This window comes from Nostoc sp. UHCC 0251 (assembly GCF_034932245.1).
GTDB lineage: Bacteria > Cyanobacteriota > Cyanobacteriia > Cyanobacteriales > Nostocaceae > Nostoc.
On the sequence record NZ_JAYGHD010000331.1, the window covers coordinates 1 to 15,272 of the forward strand.

Below are 15,272 nucleotides of genomic sequence, written 5' to 3' on the forward strand. Positions count from 1 at the left end.
GCTACGTCTCTACAAGGATTTTGGTATTATGCAAAATCATTTTCATACATGGAATTAGCAACGCCAAAAATCTTAACTCCTAACTCCTAATTTTTGTGAGCAGACCTTCACAAGCATCAATCAGTAAATCAATAACCTGATTAAATCCCTCTTGACCACCGTAATAGGGGTCTGGAACTTCTTTTAAAGTGTGTCGAGAGCAAAACTCACACATCAAACGCACTTTATGCTGATACTGCTTAGTTTGATCAAGAGTGAGAATGTTCTCATAATTTTCTTGATCCATCGCTAAAATTAAATCAAAGTCTTGAAAGTCTGACTTTTGAAACTGGCGTGCTCGACCACGCAGTTTAATTCCCAACTTTGTAGCAGCCGCAGCACTCATGCGTCTGTCAGGTGGGCTACCAACGTGATAACTAGATGTACCAGCTGAGTCACATAGGATGTGTTCGTTCAAGCCAGCCTGCTCAATTAGATGATTCATAATGTTTTCTGCCGATGGCGATCGGCAGATGTTACCTAAGCAGACAAATAACAGCTTGTAAGCCATAGATATTTTTGTTCTTGTCAAGAGTCATTTGTCATTTGACCAATGACCAGTGACAAATGACTAAAATCCAGGAAGTTCCAGTCCACTGGTCAATTCTTCCATACGTTCCCGCATTGTTGCTGTGGACTTGTTGTAGGCTTCTTTCATCGCCACTGTCACTAGATCAGAAAGTACTTCTGCACCTTCCCCTAGAGCATTTGGAGAAATTTCCACTCGCTTGGGTTCTTGGTTCCCACTGACAATCACCTTGACCAGGCCACCGCCAGATTCTCCTTGAATCTCCATTTGCTCCAATTCTTCTTGGAGTCGCTTTGCGCCTTCTTGAACTTGCTGCGCTTTCTTAAAAGCTTCAGCCAGTTCCTTCATTTTCCCTAAGCCAAAGCCGAATCCTTGTCCTTTACCTGTCATAATTATTTGTACGCTTATGCGTTGAATAACAAATCAAATTCAATTATAGATGCGGTAAGTAATTTGCCTCTTTTTTTACCAATAATTAATGGATTTTTGAATAGGAAGTAGGTAGCAAGGATTGGGGAATAGGAAATAAGGCATTAAGTTTCTTCCCCAGTCCCCATTCCCTGAAATAAAAGTTTCAACACGCACCTTGAAACTCTCCGAGCATTTTGACTTCTGGCTCTAAATTAATAGACCAACGTTCTTGTACTTGATGTTGGATGTGGCGAATGAGACAGAAGATATCACTAGCTTTTGCCCCACCCCGGTTAACGATGAAATTAGCATGGAGTAGTGCTACTTGTGCTCCACCAATTTGGTAGCCTTTCAGACCAGTTTGTTCAATTAACCAGCCAGCACTGTAAGGTTTGGGGTTGCGGAACACACTCCCACAACTGGGGAAGTTGTATGGTTGGGTGCTTAACCGATGCTTTTTGTGTTCTTTGGTAATTGCCACAACTTTTGCTGGGTCGGCACCTGGCGTAAGTTGTAAGGTGGCTTGGGTGACTATGCGATCGCCACCTTGCAATAATGAAGTCCGGTAGCTATAACCTAATTGTTCTGGGGTAAGAGTTTCCAGCGTACCATCGGGTGAAAGTACCTGGGCGCTAACTAACATATCTGCGATACAACTATTATGTGCCCCTGCGTTCATTACCACGGCACCTCCTGCTGTTCCAGGGATACCAACAGCCCACTCCAATCCTTGCCACCCTAATTCTGCTGCCGCCCATGCCAAGCTAGGAATTGATTCTCCAGCAGCAACGGTTAATTGACCGGTTTGGGGGTCAAAGTTGCTGAAGCGGAGATGACGAGTAGCAATGACTAAGCCTGGTATACCCCCATCGCTCACTAGCAAGTTAGAACCTGCTCCCAGAGTTGTCACCTTTAAATCACGTTCTTTTGCGTATTTAAGACTCGCTTGCAGTGCTTCTAAGTTTCGGGGCGCAACATACAAATCAGCTGCTCCCCCAACTCTATAGGAAGTAAAAGCTGACAAAGAAGCCTGAGACTTGATTGCACAATCAGTACTGGGTAAGTAAATTACTTCATTGTCCACCGAATTAGCCGTTTGGTGTTTCTTTGTATTCAAAGCAGAAACTGTGCAGACGTTTCCAGCTGCCTGGGAAATGGTCATTTTTACTTTGTTTAGGTAAAATTTTTACATTTATTTACCGAAAAGATCCGGTAATAGAGTTAACCTATGTAACCTTTGTTAGACGAGCGCTTTGCTCAGAAATAAAACCTCGCAAAGCTTCTACTTAAGATGTGGCTTTAGCAGGTTCGCAAAGTGTGGTAATTATTTCAGGAATCACCTGATTCAAGTTCCCAGCCCCTAAAAACAGCGCCAAGTCTCCTGGGCGTAGTGTTTCCAGCAAGAACTCACACACTGAGGGTAAAGTTGGCTGATAAACTACCTGCGAATGCTGTTTAGCAATTTCCGCCGCTAGATGTTCACCACTGATTTGCCCTAAATTGGGTTCGCCTGCACTGTAAATATCAGTCAGCACAACCAAATCAGCATGGGTAAAGGAATCGGCAAATTCTTCTAAAAAGGTGAGCGTCCGGCTATAGCGATGGGGTTGGAAGATAGCAACCACTCTTTGCCCTGGTCTTGCCTGTAAACGTGCTGCGGCCAGAGTAACGCGAATCTCGCTGGGATGATGAGCATAGTCATCGATGAAGGTAATACCATCGACTTCACCCCGGAATTCAAAGCGGCGTCTTGCTCCTTCAAAGGTGGCGATACCTTTGGCAATTTCTCCAAATTCTAAGCCCAAAACCCGACCAACAGCTACTGCTGCTAAGGCATTGCTGAGATTGTGCCGACTTAGCAGCCGCAATTTCAACACGCCCAAAGCTTTACCTCTTTCCCAAACTAGAGCCGTGGTGCCATCAGCACGATAATCAATATTAGTAACGGTGTAGTCAGCTTCGGTATCTGAGTATAAGCTGTAACTGATTGTAGGTTGCAGGCGATCGCGCACTGTTGCACAATCAATGCTACCGATTAAAGTTTTACAACTCTTAGCAAATGTCTGGAAGATGTCAATTACTTCTTCTAATGTATCGTAATGGTCAGGATGATCGAGTTCAATATTGGTAATGATGCCAATCTCTGGAGCGTGTTTTACTAAAGAACCATCAGATTCATCTGCTTCGGCTACCAAATATTGGCTTTGTCCCAATCGAGCATTTCCTTCCCAAGCATTGACTTCGCCACCTACTAAAATCGTTGGGTCTAGACCTGCTTCCAGAAGCATATAGCCAATCATGCTGCTGGTTGTAGTTTTGCCGTGTGTTCCTGCCACTGCAATGCTATGGTAATCGGCAATTAAAGCTGCTAATACATCTGAACGATGTAAAATTGGACAACCTAATTCCAACGCTGCTTTGTATTCTAAATTATTCGTGTTAATTGCTGTTGAACAAATTACTTGAGGCAGTTTTGAGTTAGTAGTAGGTAATTCTTCTTGTGAATTTAATACTAGTGCATTTGCCAATACTTGAGGGCGAAAGAATTCAAGATTGCTTGCCTCTTGTCTACTAAAAATATGAGCACCGATAGATTCCAACTTGTGCGTAATGTGGTTAGGACGAAGATCCGAACCTGATACTGGAAATTGACGCTTGGCAAGAACGTATGCCAGAGCAGACATACCTATACCACCGATGCCAATGAAATGAAATGGTCTACCACTAAAATCTACAGAATTAGTCATTTCTTGCTCCTTTTACACCACACCACACCATAATCACAAATGACACGCGTATCATAACAGGAATTTGATTTTTACCGTAACTAGCTCCTATATAATGTTCAAGTTTGATGCCCAGATGATATTTCTGCTCTGGTTTTGCTTGTCCAGAATGATTTTACCTTGGTTGGAGGTTTTTACTATTTTTGAACTGTTTTTAAGATTATTCTGAAAATTTTGGTCGCATCGGGAAAGAAATTCTTGTAATGTCAAATACATATTTTTGGCTACCTTACTGGAATTGGCTACATAAGACATTGTTAGTGAAACTGATTTTAAATTGCATCAAGTATAGGCATGAATTGACTACAATAGTACATTGGTAATGAAACTATTTTTCAATTGCATAAAACCCAGGCATAACTGGATGCAGCAACTAGGAATTTTTGGTGGCACATTTGATCCAATTCATTGGGTACACCTGCTCGTAGCCGAGACAGCTTTGCATCAAGTATCCCTTGAAAAGGTAATTTGGATACCATCCCTAAATCCGCCTCATAAAGAAGCGGCTTTGTTTGAGCATCGTGTGGAAATGTTGCAATTAGCGACAAAAGACAACCCAGCATTTACTGTCTCATTAGTAGAGACAAATCGCTCTGGGACTTCCTATGCCATTAACACGTTGATCGATTTATCTGCTTCTTACCCAAATACTCACTGGTACTGGATTGTGGGCTTGGATACTTTCCAAACCTTACCCCGTTGGTACCGTGGACACGAACTAGCACAAATGTGTGATTGGTTAATCGCACCCCGACTGCTAGGTGGTGAGACTATAACTCAAAGCAAATCAATCTGCAAGCAAGTGGAGGAACAACTTCGGGAGCAGTCACATACCATTCACTGGCAACTCTTGGATATACCTTTAGTAGGAGTTTCGTCAAGTCTAATTCGCAAATTTTGCCGCGAACACCAGTCAATTCGTTATTTAGTCCCAGAATCGGTAAGATCATATATCACTAACAACAATCTCTACTCGAACAAATCTGAATAAATTATGTGTTTTTTTATTGATCTAACACTTTATGGTTAAAAGTGCCCCCCCCCTTTGCGATATGATTGGGGTCAACGATATCAACATATAAGCATAAATACAGAGGGCAAGACACTGTGATTAGAGTTGCAATCAACGGTTTCGGGCGGATTGGACGTAACTTTGCGCGTTGCTGGGTGGGTAGAGAGAATAGTAAAATCGATCTTGTCGCTATTAATGACACATCAGACCCTAGAACCAATGCTCACCTGCTAAAGTATGACTCAATGCTAGGGAAGATCAAGGGTGCTGAGATTAGTGCCGATGATAACTCTATCATCGTTAACGGTAAGACCATTAAGTGCGTATCTGATCGCAACCCAGAAAACTTGCCCTGGAAAGAGTGGGGAATTGACCTAATTATCGAAGCAACCGGGGTATTTACTAGCAAAGAAGGAGCGCTGAAGCATGTAAATGCTGGAGCTAAGAAAGTTCTGATTACCGCTCCTGGTAAAAACGAGGATGGCACTTTTGTGGTTGGTGTGAATCATCATGACTATGACCACAACATACACCACATTATCAGTAACGCTAGCTGTACCACCAACTGCTTGGCACCGATTGCCAAGGTGTTGAATGATAAATTCGGCATCATCAAAGGCACGATGACCACCACCCATAGCTATACAGGTGACCAACGCTTGCTAGACGCTTCTCACCGAGATTTGCGACGGGCGAGGGCAGCAGCAATCAACATTGTACCTACCTCTACTGGTGCAGCAAAAGCAGTGGCACTGGTTATTCCAGACCTCAAAGGCAAACTAAATGGTGTTGCCTTGCGCGTACCAACCCCGAACGTCTCAATGGTAGATTTCGTAGTTCAGGTTGAGAAGCGTACTATTACTGAAGAAGTTAACCAAGCTCTCAAAGATGCTTCCGAAGGGCCACTCAAAGGCATTTTAGACTATAGCCAACTAGAACTGGTATCTTCCGATTATCAAGGTAGTGATGCTTCTTCAATTGTTGATGCTAGCTTGACTTTGGTTATGGGCAATGACCTAGTAAAAGTTATGGCGTGGTATGACAATGAGTGGGGTTATAGCCAACGAGTTTTGGATTTGGCAGAATTAGTAGCCGCGAAGTGGCAATAATTAGTCATTAGTCATTAGTCGTTGGTCATTAGAAAAATAACAAAGGACAAATGACATAGACGCGCTAGCGGCTTCCCGCAGGGTAGGACTATTGACCAAAATGTTGAAATCCCTGGCTGAGACTCAGAACTTGGTCAGGGAATTTTTTTTGTTCGTCGTGCAATAGTACTGTTGATCCTGATGTAATCTTTCCCACGATCGCAGCACCTTGACCAAGATGTTCCACTAAGGCTGATGCTAGTTTTTGTGGCAAGCACAGCACTAATTCAAAGTCTTCGCCACCGTATAGAGCATATTCTAGTGCTTGCTCTTGTGTTAGCCAATGGCCAAAAGTTGCTGGTAAGGAAATTTGCCTGCGTTCTAGCACAGCACCAACACCACTGGCGCGGCAGATTTGGATAATTGCATCTGCCAAACCATCGCTGCTATCCATACCAGCAATGGGCATGGGGCATGGGGCATTGGGCATGGGGCATGGGGATGCTAAAATTTTCCAGAGGATTGGTAAGACATCTAATCGTGGCTGTGGGCGTTGGTGGGCGCGGATTAGAGCCGTTTTTTCTTCGTCGTTGAGGTCTTGTCCTAATTTGGGATGCAAGAGCAGTTCTAAACCAGCTCTTGAGGCTCCATGAACACCTGTAACGACGATCGCATCTCCAACAACAGCGGCAGAACGGCGGATAATTTGACTAGGCTTAACTTGACCAAAAGCGGTAATTGCCAGAGTAGTCACGGGCGATCGCACGACATCACCCCCGACAATTGGAGTATTGTATTTTTGCAGGCATTCTGTCATTCCCTGGTACAAGCGTTCTATCCAACTAACCCTAAGTCCACTGGGTAGTCCTAACCCGACAGTGATTCCTAATGGAGAAGCACCCATTGCTGCTAAATCTGATAAATTGGCAGCAGCAGCCCGCCAACCAGCATCTTCTGGGGAAGTGGTAACATCGCTAAAATGCACGCCATCAATCAGCACATCTGTTGTCACCACCAAAGATTGCTCTGGTGCAGTCACAAGTACTGCCGCATCATCCCCAATCATTTCTGGTGGACAGAAACGCTGCAATCTTTCTAAAAGACCTTGTTCACCAATCTCTTGTACTTGTAGAGAAGATAACTTACTGTTCACAATCGGTTTTCCGCGTTGCAAAATTACTAAGAAAACTGATGATTTGCTTTACTGTTTAATATAAGGGTATCGTCTAGGAGTCAGTTGGGATGGTAACAACACCAGTAACCAGCATCACATTTGAGGAGTACTTAACCTATGATGATGGTAACGGTTCCAATTATGAACTGGTGGATGGCAAGCTAGAGCTAATGAACCCACCTACTATTGAACATTTTCTGATTGCCAAATTTCTTGAGCAATTACTAGATGCAGAAATCAAACGTTGCAGTTCACCTTGGCTGAGTTTTCGGGAAAGTGGGGTGAGAACGGGTAGAAATAAATCTAGGTTGACTGATTTGTGTGTAGTGACAGTGGAACAAGCCAGAGAATTGTTGAATGCCTCGGCAGTATTTCAGTCTCCCCCGTTACTAATAGTCGAGGTGGTCAGTCCAGAGTCGGTGAAACGGGACTATCGCTATAAGCGATCTGAATATGCGGCCTTAGAGGTTCCTGAATATTGGATTGTAGATCCGATAGAAGGAAAGATTTCAGTGTTACTACTGGAAGATGGATTTTACGAAGAAACAGTTTTTACTGCCAATCAGCAAATTGTATCACGGACTTTTCCAGAATTAGTGGTTGCAGTTGATCAGATATTCACCGCCGGGAATCTGAATCAGGGGAGACGCGATTAATCGCGTCTGTACAGGAGTTAGAAGTTATTAATTAATCTCCCTCATCTCTCCCTGCTCCCTTATTATGCTGCTTGCGGTTCAACCAGATTTTCTATTCCCTGAACGACTTTTGCCGATTCAATTTTGTCACCCGCCTTCAGTTGATCCAAAACTTCTTTGCCTTCGGTGAGATAGCCAAAAACGGCATAGCGACCATCTAATAGGTTGCGTCCGGCGGGAGTAAGTTCTGGTTCAAAGAGAAAGAAGAAGAATTGTGAAGAACCTCCATTTACTTCACTTTCGGGACGAGCCATTACCACTGCACCAAAAGCAGAGAAAGGCAGAACTGGCATATCAATGTAACGACCAGCTTGTTCTAGCGTAATCCCATAGGTAGGTTCTTTATCACCCTCAACTAAGACTTCTAAGGGAATAGCACGATATTTTTTGGTATTTGGATCAATGAAACCTACGTCTTTGCCGACGGGATCTCCAGTTTGCAGAAAGTAAGATTCTTCAGAACGGGTAAACTCTAAGCCATTATAAAAACCCCTCTGCACCAAATCTACAAAATTCCCAGCAGTGACAGGGGCACTATAACCATCTACTACCAGGGTCAAATCACCTTTGTTAGTTTTCATTTCTACAGTGGCACGACCTTTAAGTTGTGGCAGGTTGCTGTACTGGGCAGGCACTTCAAAGGGGAATTCTTTCACCATTGACTCTTCTAGCTGAGTAACTAGATTAAGAAGTTTGCCTCTCTCTTGGAGAATTTGTTCTTTATCTTTGCTCTTTGCCAATTCTTCTAATTTACCCACCCCAGATTTCAACTCGGTAATCCAAGCTTCGGCTTGGGGTTGGCGTTCTGCGGGAACGCTTGTTAATATTTGGGAGGGTTTATCGAGAATTCGGGATGCTTTGCTGATGTCCTTGGAAATAGCACCCCACCGCCGATTTGCCCGCAGTTGGGCAGAGATGTCCTCTAAACTGGCTTGTAGTTGCCGTACAGGTTTGTTATCTATCGGGAGTGCATACCGCAACAAAGCCTTACCGTCGGTAATTGCGTTGCCGGCTGGCAGCGCGGCGCTACTGGAGGGAGTCCACCCAGCTGTAGTTATGCCTAAAAATATTGTTACCAGCAGTATTGCCATTAGGCTGTTCTTCAGCCAGGATTTTAATAAGTTAAGCATGGGATAACTCAAATGCAGCATTGAATTGTTGACTGGACGTAACCCAATACTGTTCGGATAAGCAGGGGAAGCAGGGGAGGAAAGAGGGTTATTGTTCAGTAATTCTTCTCTCAAGAACAGTTTCTCTTCCCGAACTGCCTCCCTGCCTGCCTCAACTAAAAAATTCCTTAACCGAACGGTATTGGGACGTAACCCATCAATAATCTTCCCACGTTAAGGGCGGAGGATAAATGGCAAATGACTAATGATAAATGACAAATGACAAATGACAAATATCCAATGACGACTCCAGAAGGGTACAATAAATGCCGATTGTCTTCCAAAATTTGAAAGTTTCATGATCTCCAGTAACGACTTTCGACCCGGTGTTTCAATTGTATTAGATGGGTCTGTATGGCGAGTGCTTGAATTCCTACATGTCAAGCCAGGTAAAGGTTCCGCTTTTGTGCGAACTAAGCTAAAAAATGTCCAGACTGGGAACGTGATGGAAAAAACGTTCCGAGCTGGGGAAACAGTGCCCCAAGCTACTCTAGAAAAAAGTACGATGCAGCATACCTATAAAGAGGGCGATGAGTTCGTCTTTATGGATATGGAAACCTACGAAGAAGGCAGATTGACCCGCGCACAAATTGGCGATCGCGTCAAATACCTGAAGGAAGGTATGGAAGCTGAAGTTATTAAGTGGGGCGACCAGGTGCTGGGAGTAGAATTGCCTAAGTCTGTGGTTCTGGAAATTATACAAACAGATCCAGGTTTAAAAGGTGACACTGCTACTGGTGGGTCAAAACCAGCAACTCTAGAAACTGGTGCAGTTGTGATGGTTCCTTTGTTTATTTCTCAAGGAGAACGCATCAAAGTTGATACCCAGGAAGATAAGTATATTAGCAGGGAATAACTTTCATCTCTATGGAGATGCAAGTCCCGATGGAAATCCCTACATAGGGATTTAATCCCTGCCACACTTAAGATGCTCATTTACGGATAGGTCGAGGTAATAAAAACTGTGCCATTGGACTTTAATGAAATCCGCCAACTACTGGCAACTATCGCACAAACAGATATTGCAGAAGTAACGCTCAAAAGCGATGATTTTGAACTAACGGTTCGTAAGGCTGTGAGCGTCAGCAATCAGATGTTGTCGGTAGGTCAAACGACCTTCGGCGGTGTGGTGGGTTCTGGCTCGACACCGGGTTCGTCTGGGGGAAACCAGGTGAACACGAGTCAGGTAACAGAGGTGTCCACATCTCGTATGTTTGAGAATACTGGTACTAGCACACAATTGCAGTTGTCAGTAAATGCCCCCTCAACCATTGATCAGAGATTAGTAGAAGTGCCTTCCCCAATGGTGGGAACGTTTTACCGCGCTCCTGCGCCGGGGGAAGCAGCATTTGTGGAAGTGGGCGATCGCGTCCGTAAGGGTCAAACAGTCTGTATCATTGAGGCCATGAAGCTGATGAATGAAATCGAAGCCGAAGTCTCTGGACAGGTGATGGAAATTCTTCTCCAAAATGGCGACGCTGTAGAATATGGTCAACCTTTGATGCGAATTAACCCTGATTAAGTATTAATCTATATATGAAATGAGTCATCCCAAATGATTCATTGTTAAAACTTCAGTCCTTGCGGGTTAATCCTGATGAAACAAACGTTGCCTTTACCACCAGAAGTGGTGCAACAAGTAGCTGAATACTTCAGTCTGTTAAGTGAGCCGATGCGTCTGCGGCTGCTCCACTTATTACGGGATGAAGAAAAATGCGTGCAAGAGTTGGTAGAGGCAACACAGACTTCTCAGGCAAATGTGTCAAAACACCTGAAGGTAATGTGGCAAGCAGGTATCCTTAGCCGCCGCAGTGAAGGAACTTGCGCCTATTACCGGGTGGAAGATGAAATGATTTTTGATTTGTGTAATCGGGTTTGCGATCGCCTCGCCACAAGGTTAGAGGAGCAAGCCCGTAATTTTCGTGTGTTAAATGGCAAACGTTAGGTCTTTTGTCCTACCCTTCTCCTTCGGAGACGCTACGCGAACGGGAAGCCGCCCTCCGGGCGTCTATGTCATTTGTCCTTTGCTAATGACCAATGATCAATGACTAAAGCGGATAATTTTTCTGAAAGCTTTCACGAGTTAGTGGCTGTTGTAACTCTACACCTTCACCGCCCAAAACATCTAACGGTTTGCCGTTCACGTCAATGTACACCTTGGCTTTGGGATTTAAACTTGTCGCAGTATAAACAACTTGTCCCACGCGGCCCATCATTGATGTGCTACCACCACCACTGGTAAAATCTTCAGATAAATTAACGTGAACTTCGTCATTTTCCGTCTTCAGCCCCAAAAGCTTAGTTCCTTTGGGGATAGTTGTAGAATCTGTCCCTTCTGTTGGGCCTGCTAACAAACTTTGAAAAGCTGCTTCTAATGGCTGGTTGGGTCGTATAGAAGCGACTCTAACAGGTTGGGGGACTAAAGCAACATTTTTGTTATTTGATCTGAGCCAATAAACATTCGGGGTTTGCTCATTAGCTGGCTGCCTAGTTGATGGCTGTGCTGGCTGTTCGATGCGCCCAGAGGGGTTTGGAGGTGTGGGGGTATTGTTGGATTGGGAAGTAAACCAAGCCACACCGCCACCCACCGCTACAACCACTGCTGAAACGGCCGCAATTGCGCCTGAAGAAATACGATTAGATCCTTGTTGGTCTTTCATGTTCAAAACCTTCCTGACTGAGGGCTGATATGGTAGTTATTGAGGAGCAGCCTGGTTAAGGACGATACTTATAACTGAAGAGTTTCCCACTACCTACCTAGAGGAGACTTTATGCCTCAAAAGGCAATTATTTTTAATTTTGCAAGTCCCTGATTTAATTTTAGAATTTCTATTGATAATCCGTCACCTACCAAATTATGTAAATCTCATTCTTTTTAGAGATGAAATTTACAACGCAGAGGAATTAAAAGTAAAATGTTTATTCCTCTGCGAAGCTTTGCGTAAAACTTTGCGTTTAATTTTTTACCTGAATGGCGGCGGTAATCCACTGTTTGAGTGTGGCTGTAACTTCCTCAATGACAATTTCTTGAGAGTTGCGGGTGGCTCTTTCTACAACTTCAACTTTGCCATTAGCGATCGCCCGTCCGGTTACAATCCTATAAGGGATGCCAATCAAGTCAGCATCTTTAAATTTTACTCCAGCCCGTTCATCGCGGTCATCTAGTAGGGTTTCAATTCCCGCCTGATTGAGTTCTGTGTAAAGTTTTTGGGCGATTTCGATTTGTTGAGCATCCTTTATGTTCGGAATTGTAATGATCGCGTGATAAGGTGCGATCGCAACTGGCCAAATAATCCCATCTTTATCGTAAGATTGTTCTACGGCAGCTTGGGCTAACCGCGATACGCCCACGCCAAAACAACCCATAAATAGCGGCTTTTCTTCACCCTGTTCATTGGTATAAGTTGCACCCATCGCTTGGGAATATTTAGTACCTAATTGGAAAATATGACCTGCTTCAATTCCACGGGCGCTTTGTAAGGTTTGTTCTGGGTTATGGATGGCGCGATCGCCTGGTCTTGCTTTACGTATATCTACTACTAACCTTGGCAGCTTAAAATGCTCACCCCAATTAGCACCAACTACGTGATAGCCAGCTTCATTCGCGCCTGTAACAAAGTTTTTTAAATCAACGGCTGTTTGATCCACTAAACGCAAAAACTTGGGATGGATCTGTTTGTTGGCGTTAATATACTCATCTGCGATATCTGGCGCAATGTAGCCTAAAGGTAGAGATTTAGCTGTCCATGCTTGCTGGGCTTCTACATTTGGTACATTCAAACTAATAATAGTTTTAGCAGCATATTCAGAAGCTAATTTGGTCAATTCATTTTGCAACTTAACTTCATTAACTTCCTGATCGCCTCGGATGCTCACCAGAACTAACACCGTTATACCATTATCATAAACTGTCTGATAGAGGACGTTTTTCACCAATTGAGTCGGAGAACAGTTGAGAAGTTGACAGACCTTTTCAATCGTCTCTGTTCCAGGTGTATCCCGTTTTTCGTAAGTTGTAAACCGTGAGATTTCCGCGTCAATTGGTAAAGAAACAGCCTTTTCTACGTTAGCGGCGTATTTACCATCCTCAGTGTAGAGAACTTCGTCTTCACCGGCTTCCGCCAGCACCATAAATTCTGTGGAACCAGAACCACCAATTGCACCAGAATCAGCCTCTACTGCCCGAAAAGCTAAACCAGAACGCCGTAGTATATTGCTATACGCTTTATACATATCCTGATAAGTTTCTTTGAGGCTGTCTTCGTCGGCATGGAAGGAGTAGCCGTCCTTCATGATAAATTCCCGTCCGCGCATCAAACCAAAGCGGGGACGAATTTCGTCGCGGAACTTGGTTTGAATTTGGTAGAGATGTAGCGGTAGTTGGCGATACGAGCGAATCATATCACGAGCGATCGCTGTGATTACTTCTTCATGAGTTGGGCCTAATCCTAATTGTTGCTCACGGCGGTCAATTAGGGAAAACATGATCCCCTCAGCTTTGGTGTAAGTGTCCCAGCGTCCCGATTCCTTCCATAAATCAGCAGGTTGTAATTGTGGTAAAAGGCATTCTTGTGCGCCTGTAGCGTTCATTTCTTCTCGCACAATTTGGGAAACTTTTTGCAATACCCGCCACATCAGCGGCAGATAAGCGTAGATACCACTACCGATGCGACGAATGTAACCTGCACGGAGTAATAATTTATGGCTGGGAATCTCAGCATCAGCTGGATCATCCCGGAGTGTAACGAATAACATTTGTGACAGTCGCATCGTTTATAGCCTTTCTTTGATCGCTAATTTCTATGTCAACTAAAGTATGAAGTATTAAGGATGAAGTACAAAGTACACAGCGTTATTTCTTTTTCATTTTTACTTGTAAGCATAGGGCATTGATTATTCTCCCTCATCTTCCTCATTCCCCATTCCCTACTCCCCACTCCCCATTCCCTTTAGGAGAAAACCACCTTGGCAAATGTAATTTATCAAGCACAGCCACCCTTAGAATTTATTCCTCCGGCGTTTAACCCCTTAGTTCTACGAGTTGTTCAGCTGTTGCTACCCAGTTGGATAAACTGGCAAACACCCATTACCCAAATTGAAGCAGACAACGTAGAGGTGCTGGTGGATCTTTATCGCCAGTTTCAGGAGGGTAAGATCCGTTTTATGCTGGCATTTCGCCATCCTAAAACAGACGATCCATTTTGTTTAGCCTACTTGCTGTCTCAACTCGTGCCAAAGGTAGCACGATCGCAAGGTACAGCGCTACAACTTCCGATTCACGCTCATTTTATCTACGATCGCGGCATTCCTCTATGGGCAGGTTCCTACGTCGGCTGGATTGCTTCTCGTTTAGGTGGGACTCCGATTCAGCGAGGTAAGGCTGACTGGACGGGGTTACGTTCGGCGCGTGACTTGTTTGCCAATGGGAAATTTCCGATGGCTGCTGCGCCAGAGGGTGCAACCAATGGTTTATCGGAGAATATTAGCCCCTTGGAACCCGGAATTGCCCAATTAGGCTTTTGGTGTGCTGAAGATTTGCACAAAGCTGGACACGACCAACAGGTTCTAATTGTACCAGTTGGGATTAAATATAGTTATGTTGATGCTCCTTGGGGTGCGATCGCAAATCTTTTAAGTGAAATGGAAGGGGCTAGTGGTTTACCTGTGAATCCATCAGAAAATGCTTCTATAGATTCGCTTTATCCTCGGTTGTTAACCTTGGCAGAACATTTACTTTCACTGATGGAAAAATTTTACACGCGGTTTTATCATCTAAAGCTGCCAGATGCCAAAACAGTAGTAGCAGAAATTGAAGATAGAAATGAAGCACTAGCAGTTCGTTTGCAAGCTTTGTTAAATGCGGCAATACAAATATCAGAACAGTATTTTGATTTACAGTCAAAAGGTAATTTGAGCGATCGTTGCCGACGGGTAGAACAAGCGGGTTGGAATTATATATTTAGAGAAGAATTTAAGGATATAAAAGGAGTATCTGCTGTAGAGAAAGCTTTAGGCGATCGCGTTGCCGAAGAAGCGAATGCACGGATGTGGCACATGCGTTTAGTAGAAAGTTTTGTGGCTGTTTCTGGTAATTACATTCGTGAAAATCCAACAGTAGAAAGGTTTGCTGAGACGACTTTAATTTTATGGAAGATGATTGATAAGATTAAAGGAAATAAATCTGCACAGCGTCCGCAATTGGGTAAGCAAAAGGTCAAAATTACTATAGGTGAACCCATATCTATTTCTGAGCATTACCCAGCATATAAGGAAAATCGGTTGGGTGCTAGACAAGCGGTTGCTGATGTAACCAATGATTTACAACACGCGCTGGAAGGATTAATTTGAAAAATAAGATTAGGAGTTAAT

General features: G+C 43.9%; 15 protein-coding genes. 7 read left to right on the top strand and 8 right to left on the bottom strand.

Going from position 1 to position 15,272, the window contains the following annotated elements:
- Positions 1–79 precede the first annotated feature (79 nt).
- The 4 genes from VB740_RS27550 to murC all read right to left on the bottom strand — a co-directional run bounded on the left by VB740_RS27550 (position 80) and on the right by murC (position 3,726).
- The gene (locus tag VB740_RS27550; RefSeq protein ID WP_323203034.1) at positions 80–550 is read right to left on the bottom strand and encodes a low molecular weight protein-tyrosine-phosphatase; all 471 of its coding nucleotides are present in this window, start codon (positions 548–550) and stop codon (positions 80–82) included.
- A gap of 60 nt (positions 551–610) precedes the next feature.
- Positions 611–958 (bottom strand): YbaB/EbfC family nucleoid-associated protein, encoded by a 348-nt coding sequence (locus tag VB740_RS27555; RefSeq protein ID WP_323203035.1) that lies wholly within the window; start codon positions 956–958, stop codon positions 611–613.
- 184 nt (positions 959–1,142) lie between these two features.
- Complete coding sequence (gene murB / locus VB740_RS27560; RefSeq protein ID WP_323203036.1) at positions 1,143–2,141, bottom strand: UDP-N-acetylmuramate dehydrogenase; 999 nt, start codon at positions 2,139–2,141, stop codon at positions 1,143–1,145.
- 124 nt (positions 2,142–2,265) lie between these two features.
- Positions 2,266–3,726, bottom strand: a complete 1,461-nt coding sequence (gene murC, locus VB740_RS27565) for a UDP-N-acetylmuramate--L-alanine ligase (RefSeq protein WP_323203037.1) — start codon at positions 3,724–3,726, stop codon at positions 2,266–2,268.
- A 403-nt stretch (positions 3,727–4,129) separates the two neighbouring features.
- Here murC and nadD point away from each other — a divergent pair, with 403 nt between their 5' ends.
- Complete coding sequence (gene nadD / locus VB740_RS27570; RefSeq protein WP_323203038.1) at positions 4,130–4,756, top strand: nicotinate (nicotinamide) nucleotide adenylyltransferase; 627 nt, start codon at positions 4,130–4,132, stop codon at positions 4,754–4,756.
- A 116-nt stretch (positions 4,757–4,872) separates the two neighbouring features.
- Positions 4,873–5,886, top strand: coding sequence for a type I glyceraldehyde-3-phosphate dehydrogenase (locus VB740_RS27575; protein WP_323203039.1), 1,014 nt, complete (start codon positions 4,873–4,875; stop codon positions 5,884–5,886).
- Positions 5,887–5,974: 88 nt separating this feature from the next.
- Here the strand turns inward: VB740_RS27575 and thiL are convergent, their stop codons facing one another.
- The gene (gene thiL / locus VB740_RS27580; protein WP_323203040.1) at positions 5,975–7,018 is read right to left on the bottom strand and encodes a thiamine-phosphate kinase; all 1,044 of its coding nucleotides are present in this window, start codon (positions 7,016–7,018) and stop codon (positions 5,975–5,977) included.
- Between the two features lie 89 nt (positions 7,019–7,107).
- Between thiL and VB740_RS27585 the strand changes: the two genes are divergently transcribed.
- Positions 7,108–7,695: a Uma2 family endonuclease gene (locus VB740_RS27585; protein WP_323203041.1), complete on the top strand. Its 588-nt coding sequence runs from the start codon at positions 7,108–7,110 to the stop codon at positions 7,693–7,695.
- Between the two features lie 62 nt (positions 7,696–7,757).
- Here the strand turns inward: VB740_RS27585 and VB740_RS27590 are convergent, their stop codons facing one another.
- Positions 7,758–8,864 carry a peptidylprolyl isomerase gene (locus tag VB740_RS27590; RefSeq protein ID WP_323203042.1) on the bottom strand — a complete coding sequence of 369 codons (1,107 nt, stop codon included), beginning with the start codon at positions 8,862–8,864 and terminating at the stop codon, positions 7,758–7,760.
- A gap of 337 nt (positions 8,865–9,201) precedes the next feature.
- Between VB740_RS27590 and efp the strand changes: the two genes are divergently transcribed.
- The 3 genes from efp to VB740_RS27605 all read left to right on the top strand — a co-directional run bounded on the left by efp (position 9,202) and on the right by VB740_RS27605 (position 10,848).
- Complete coding sequence (gene efp / locus VB740_RS27595) at positions 9,202–9,759, top strand: elongation factor P (protein ID WP_323203043.1); 558 nt, start codon at positions 9,202–9,204, stop codon at positions 9,757–9,759.
- 108 nt (positions 9,760–9,867) lie between these two features.
- The gene (gene accB / locus VB740_RS27600; RefSeq protein ID WP_323203044.1) at positions 9,868–10,425 is read left to right on the top strand and encodes an acetyl-CoA carboxylase biotin carboxyl carrier protein; all 558 of its coding nucleotides are present in this window, start codon (positions 9,868–9,870) and stop codon (positions 10,423–10,425) included.
- A 75-nt stretch (positions 10,426–10,500) separates the two neighbouring features.
- A complete protein-coding gene (locus VB740_RS27605) occupies positions 10,501–10,848 on the top strand; it encodes a metalloregulator ArsR/SmtB family transcription factor (RefSeq protein ID WP_323203045.1) in 348 nt (115 codons plus the stop codon).
- Between the two features lie 103 nt (positions 10,849–10,951).
- Here VB740_RS27605 and VB740_RS27610 read toward each other — a convergent pair whose 3' ends face one another.
- Together VB740_RS27610 and VB740_RS27615 are read right to left on the bottom strand one after the other, a co-directional pair.
- A complete protein-coding gene (locus VB740_RS27610; protein ID WP_323203046.1) occupies positions 10,952–11,563 on the bottom strand; it encodes a GerMN domain-containing protein in 612 nt (203 codons plus the stop codon).
- Between the two features lie 295 nt (positions 11,564–11,858).
- On the bottom strand, positions 11,859–13,673 hold the full coding sequence (locus VB740_RS27615; RefSeq protein ID WP_323203047.1) for a proline--tRNA ligase: 1,815 nt from the start codon (positions 13,671–13,673) through the stop codon (positions 11,859–11,861).
- A 195-nt stretch (positions 13,674–13,868) separates the two neighbouring features.
- On the opposite strand from VB740_RS27615, the gene VB740_RS27620 reads away from it, so the two are divergent.
- Complete coding sequence (locus tag VB740_RS27620; protein ID WP_323203048.1) at positions 13,869–15,251, top strand: 1-acyl-sn-glycerol-3-phosphate acyltransferase; 1,383 nt, start codon at positions 13,869–13,871, stop codon at positions 15,249–15,251.
- The last annotated feature ends 21 nt before the right edge of the window (positions 15,252–15,272 follow it).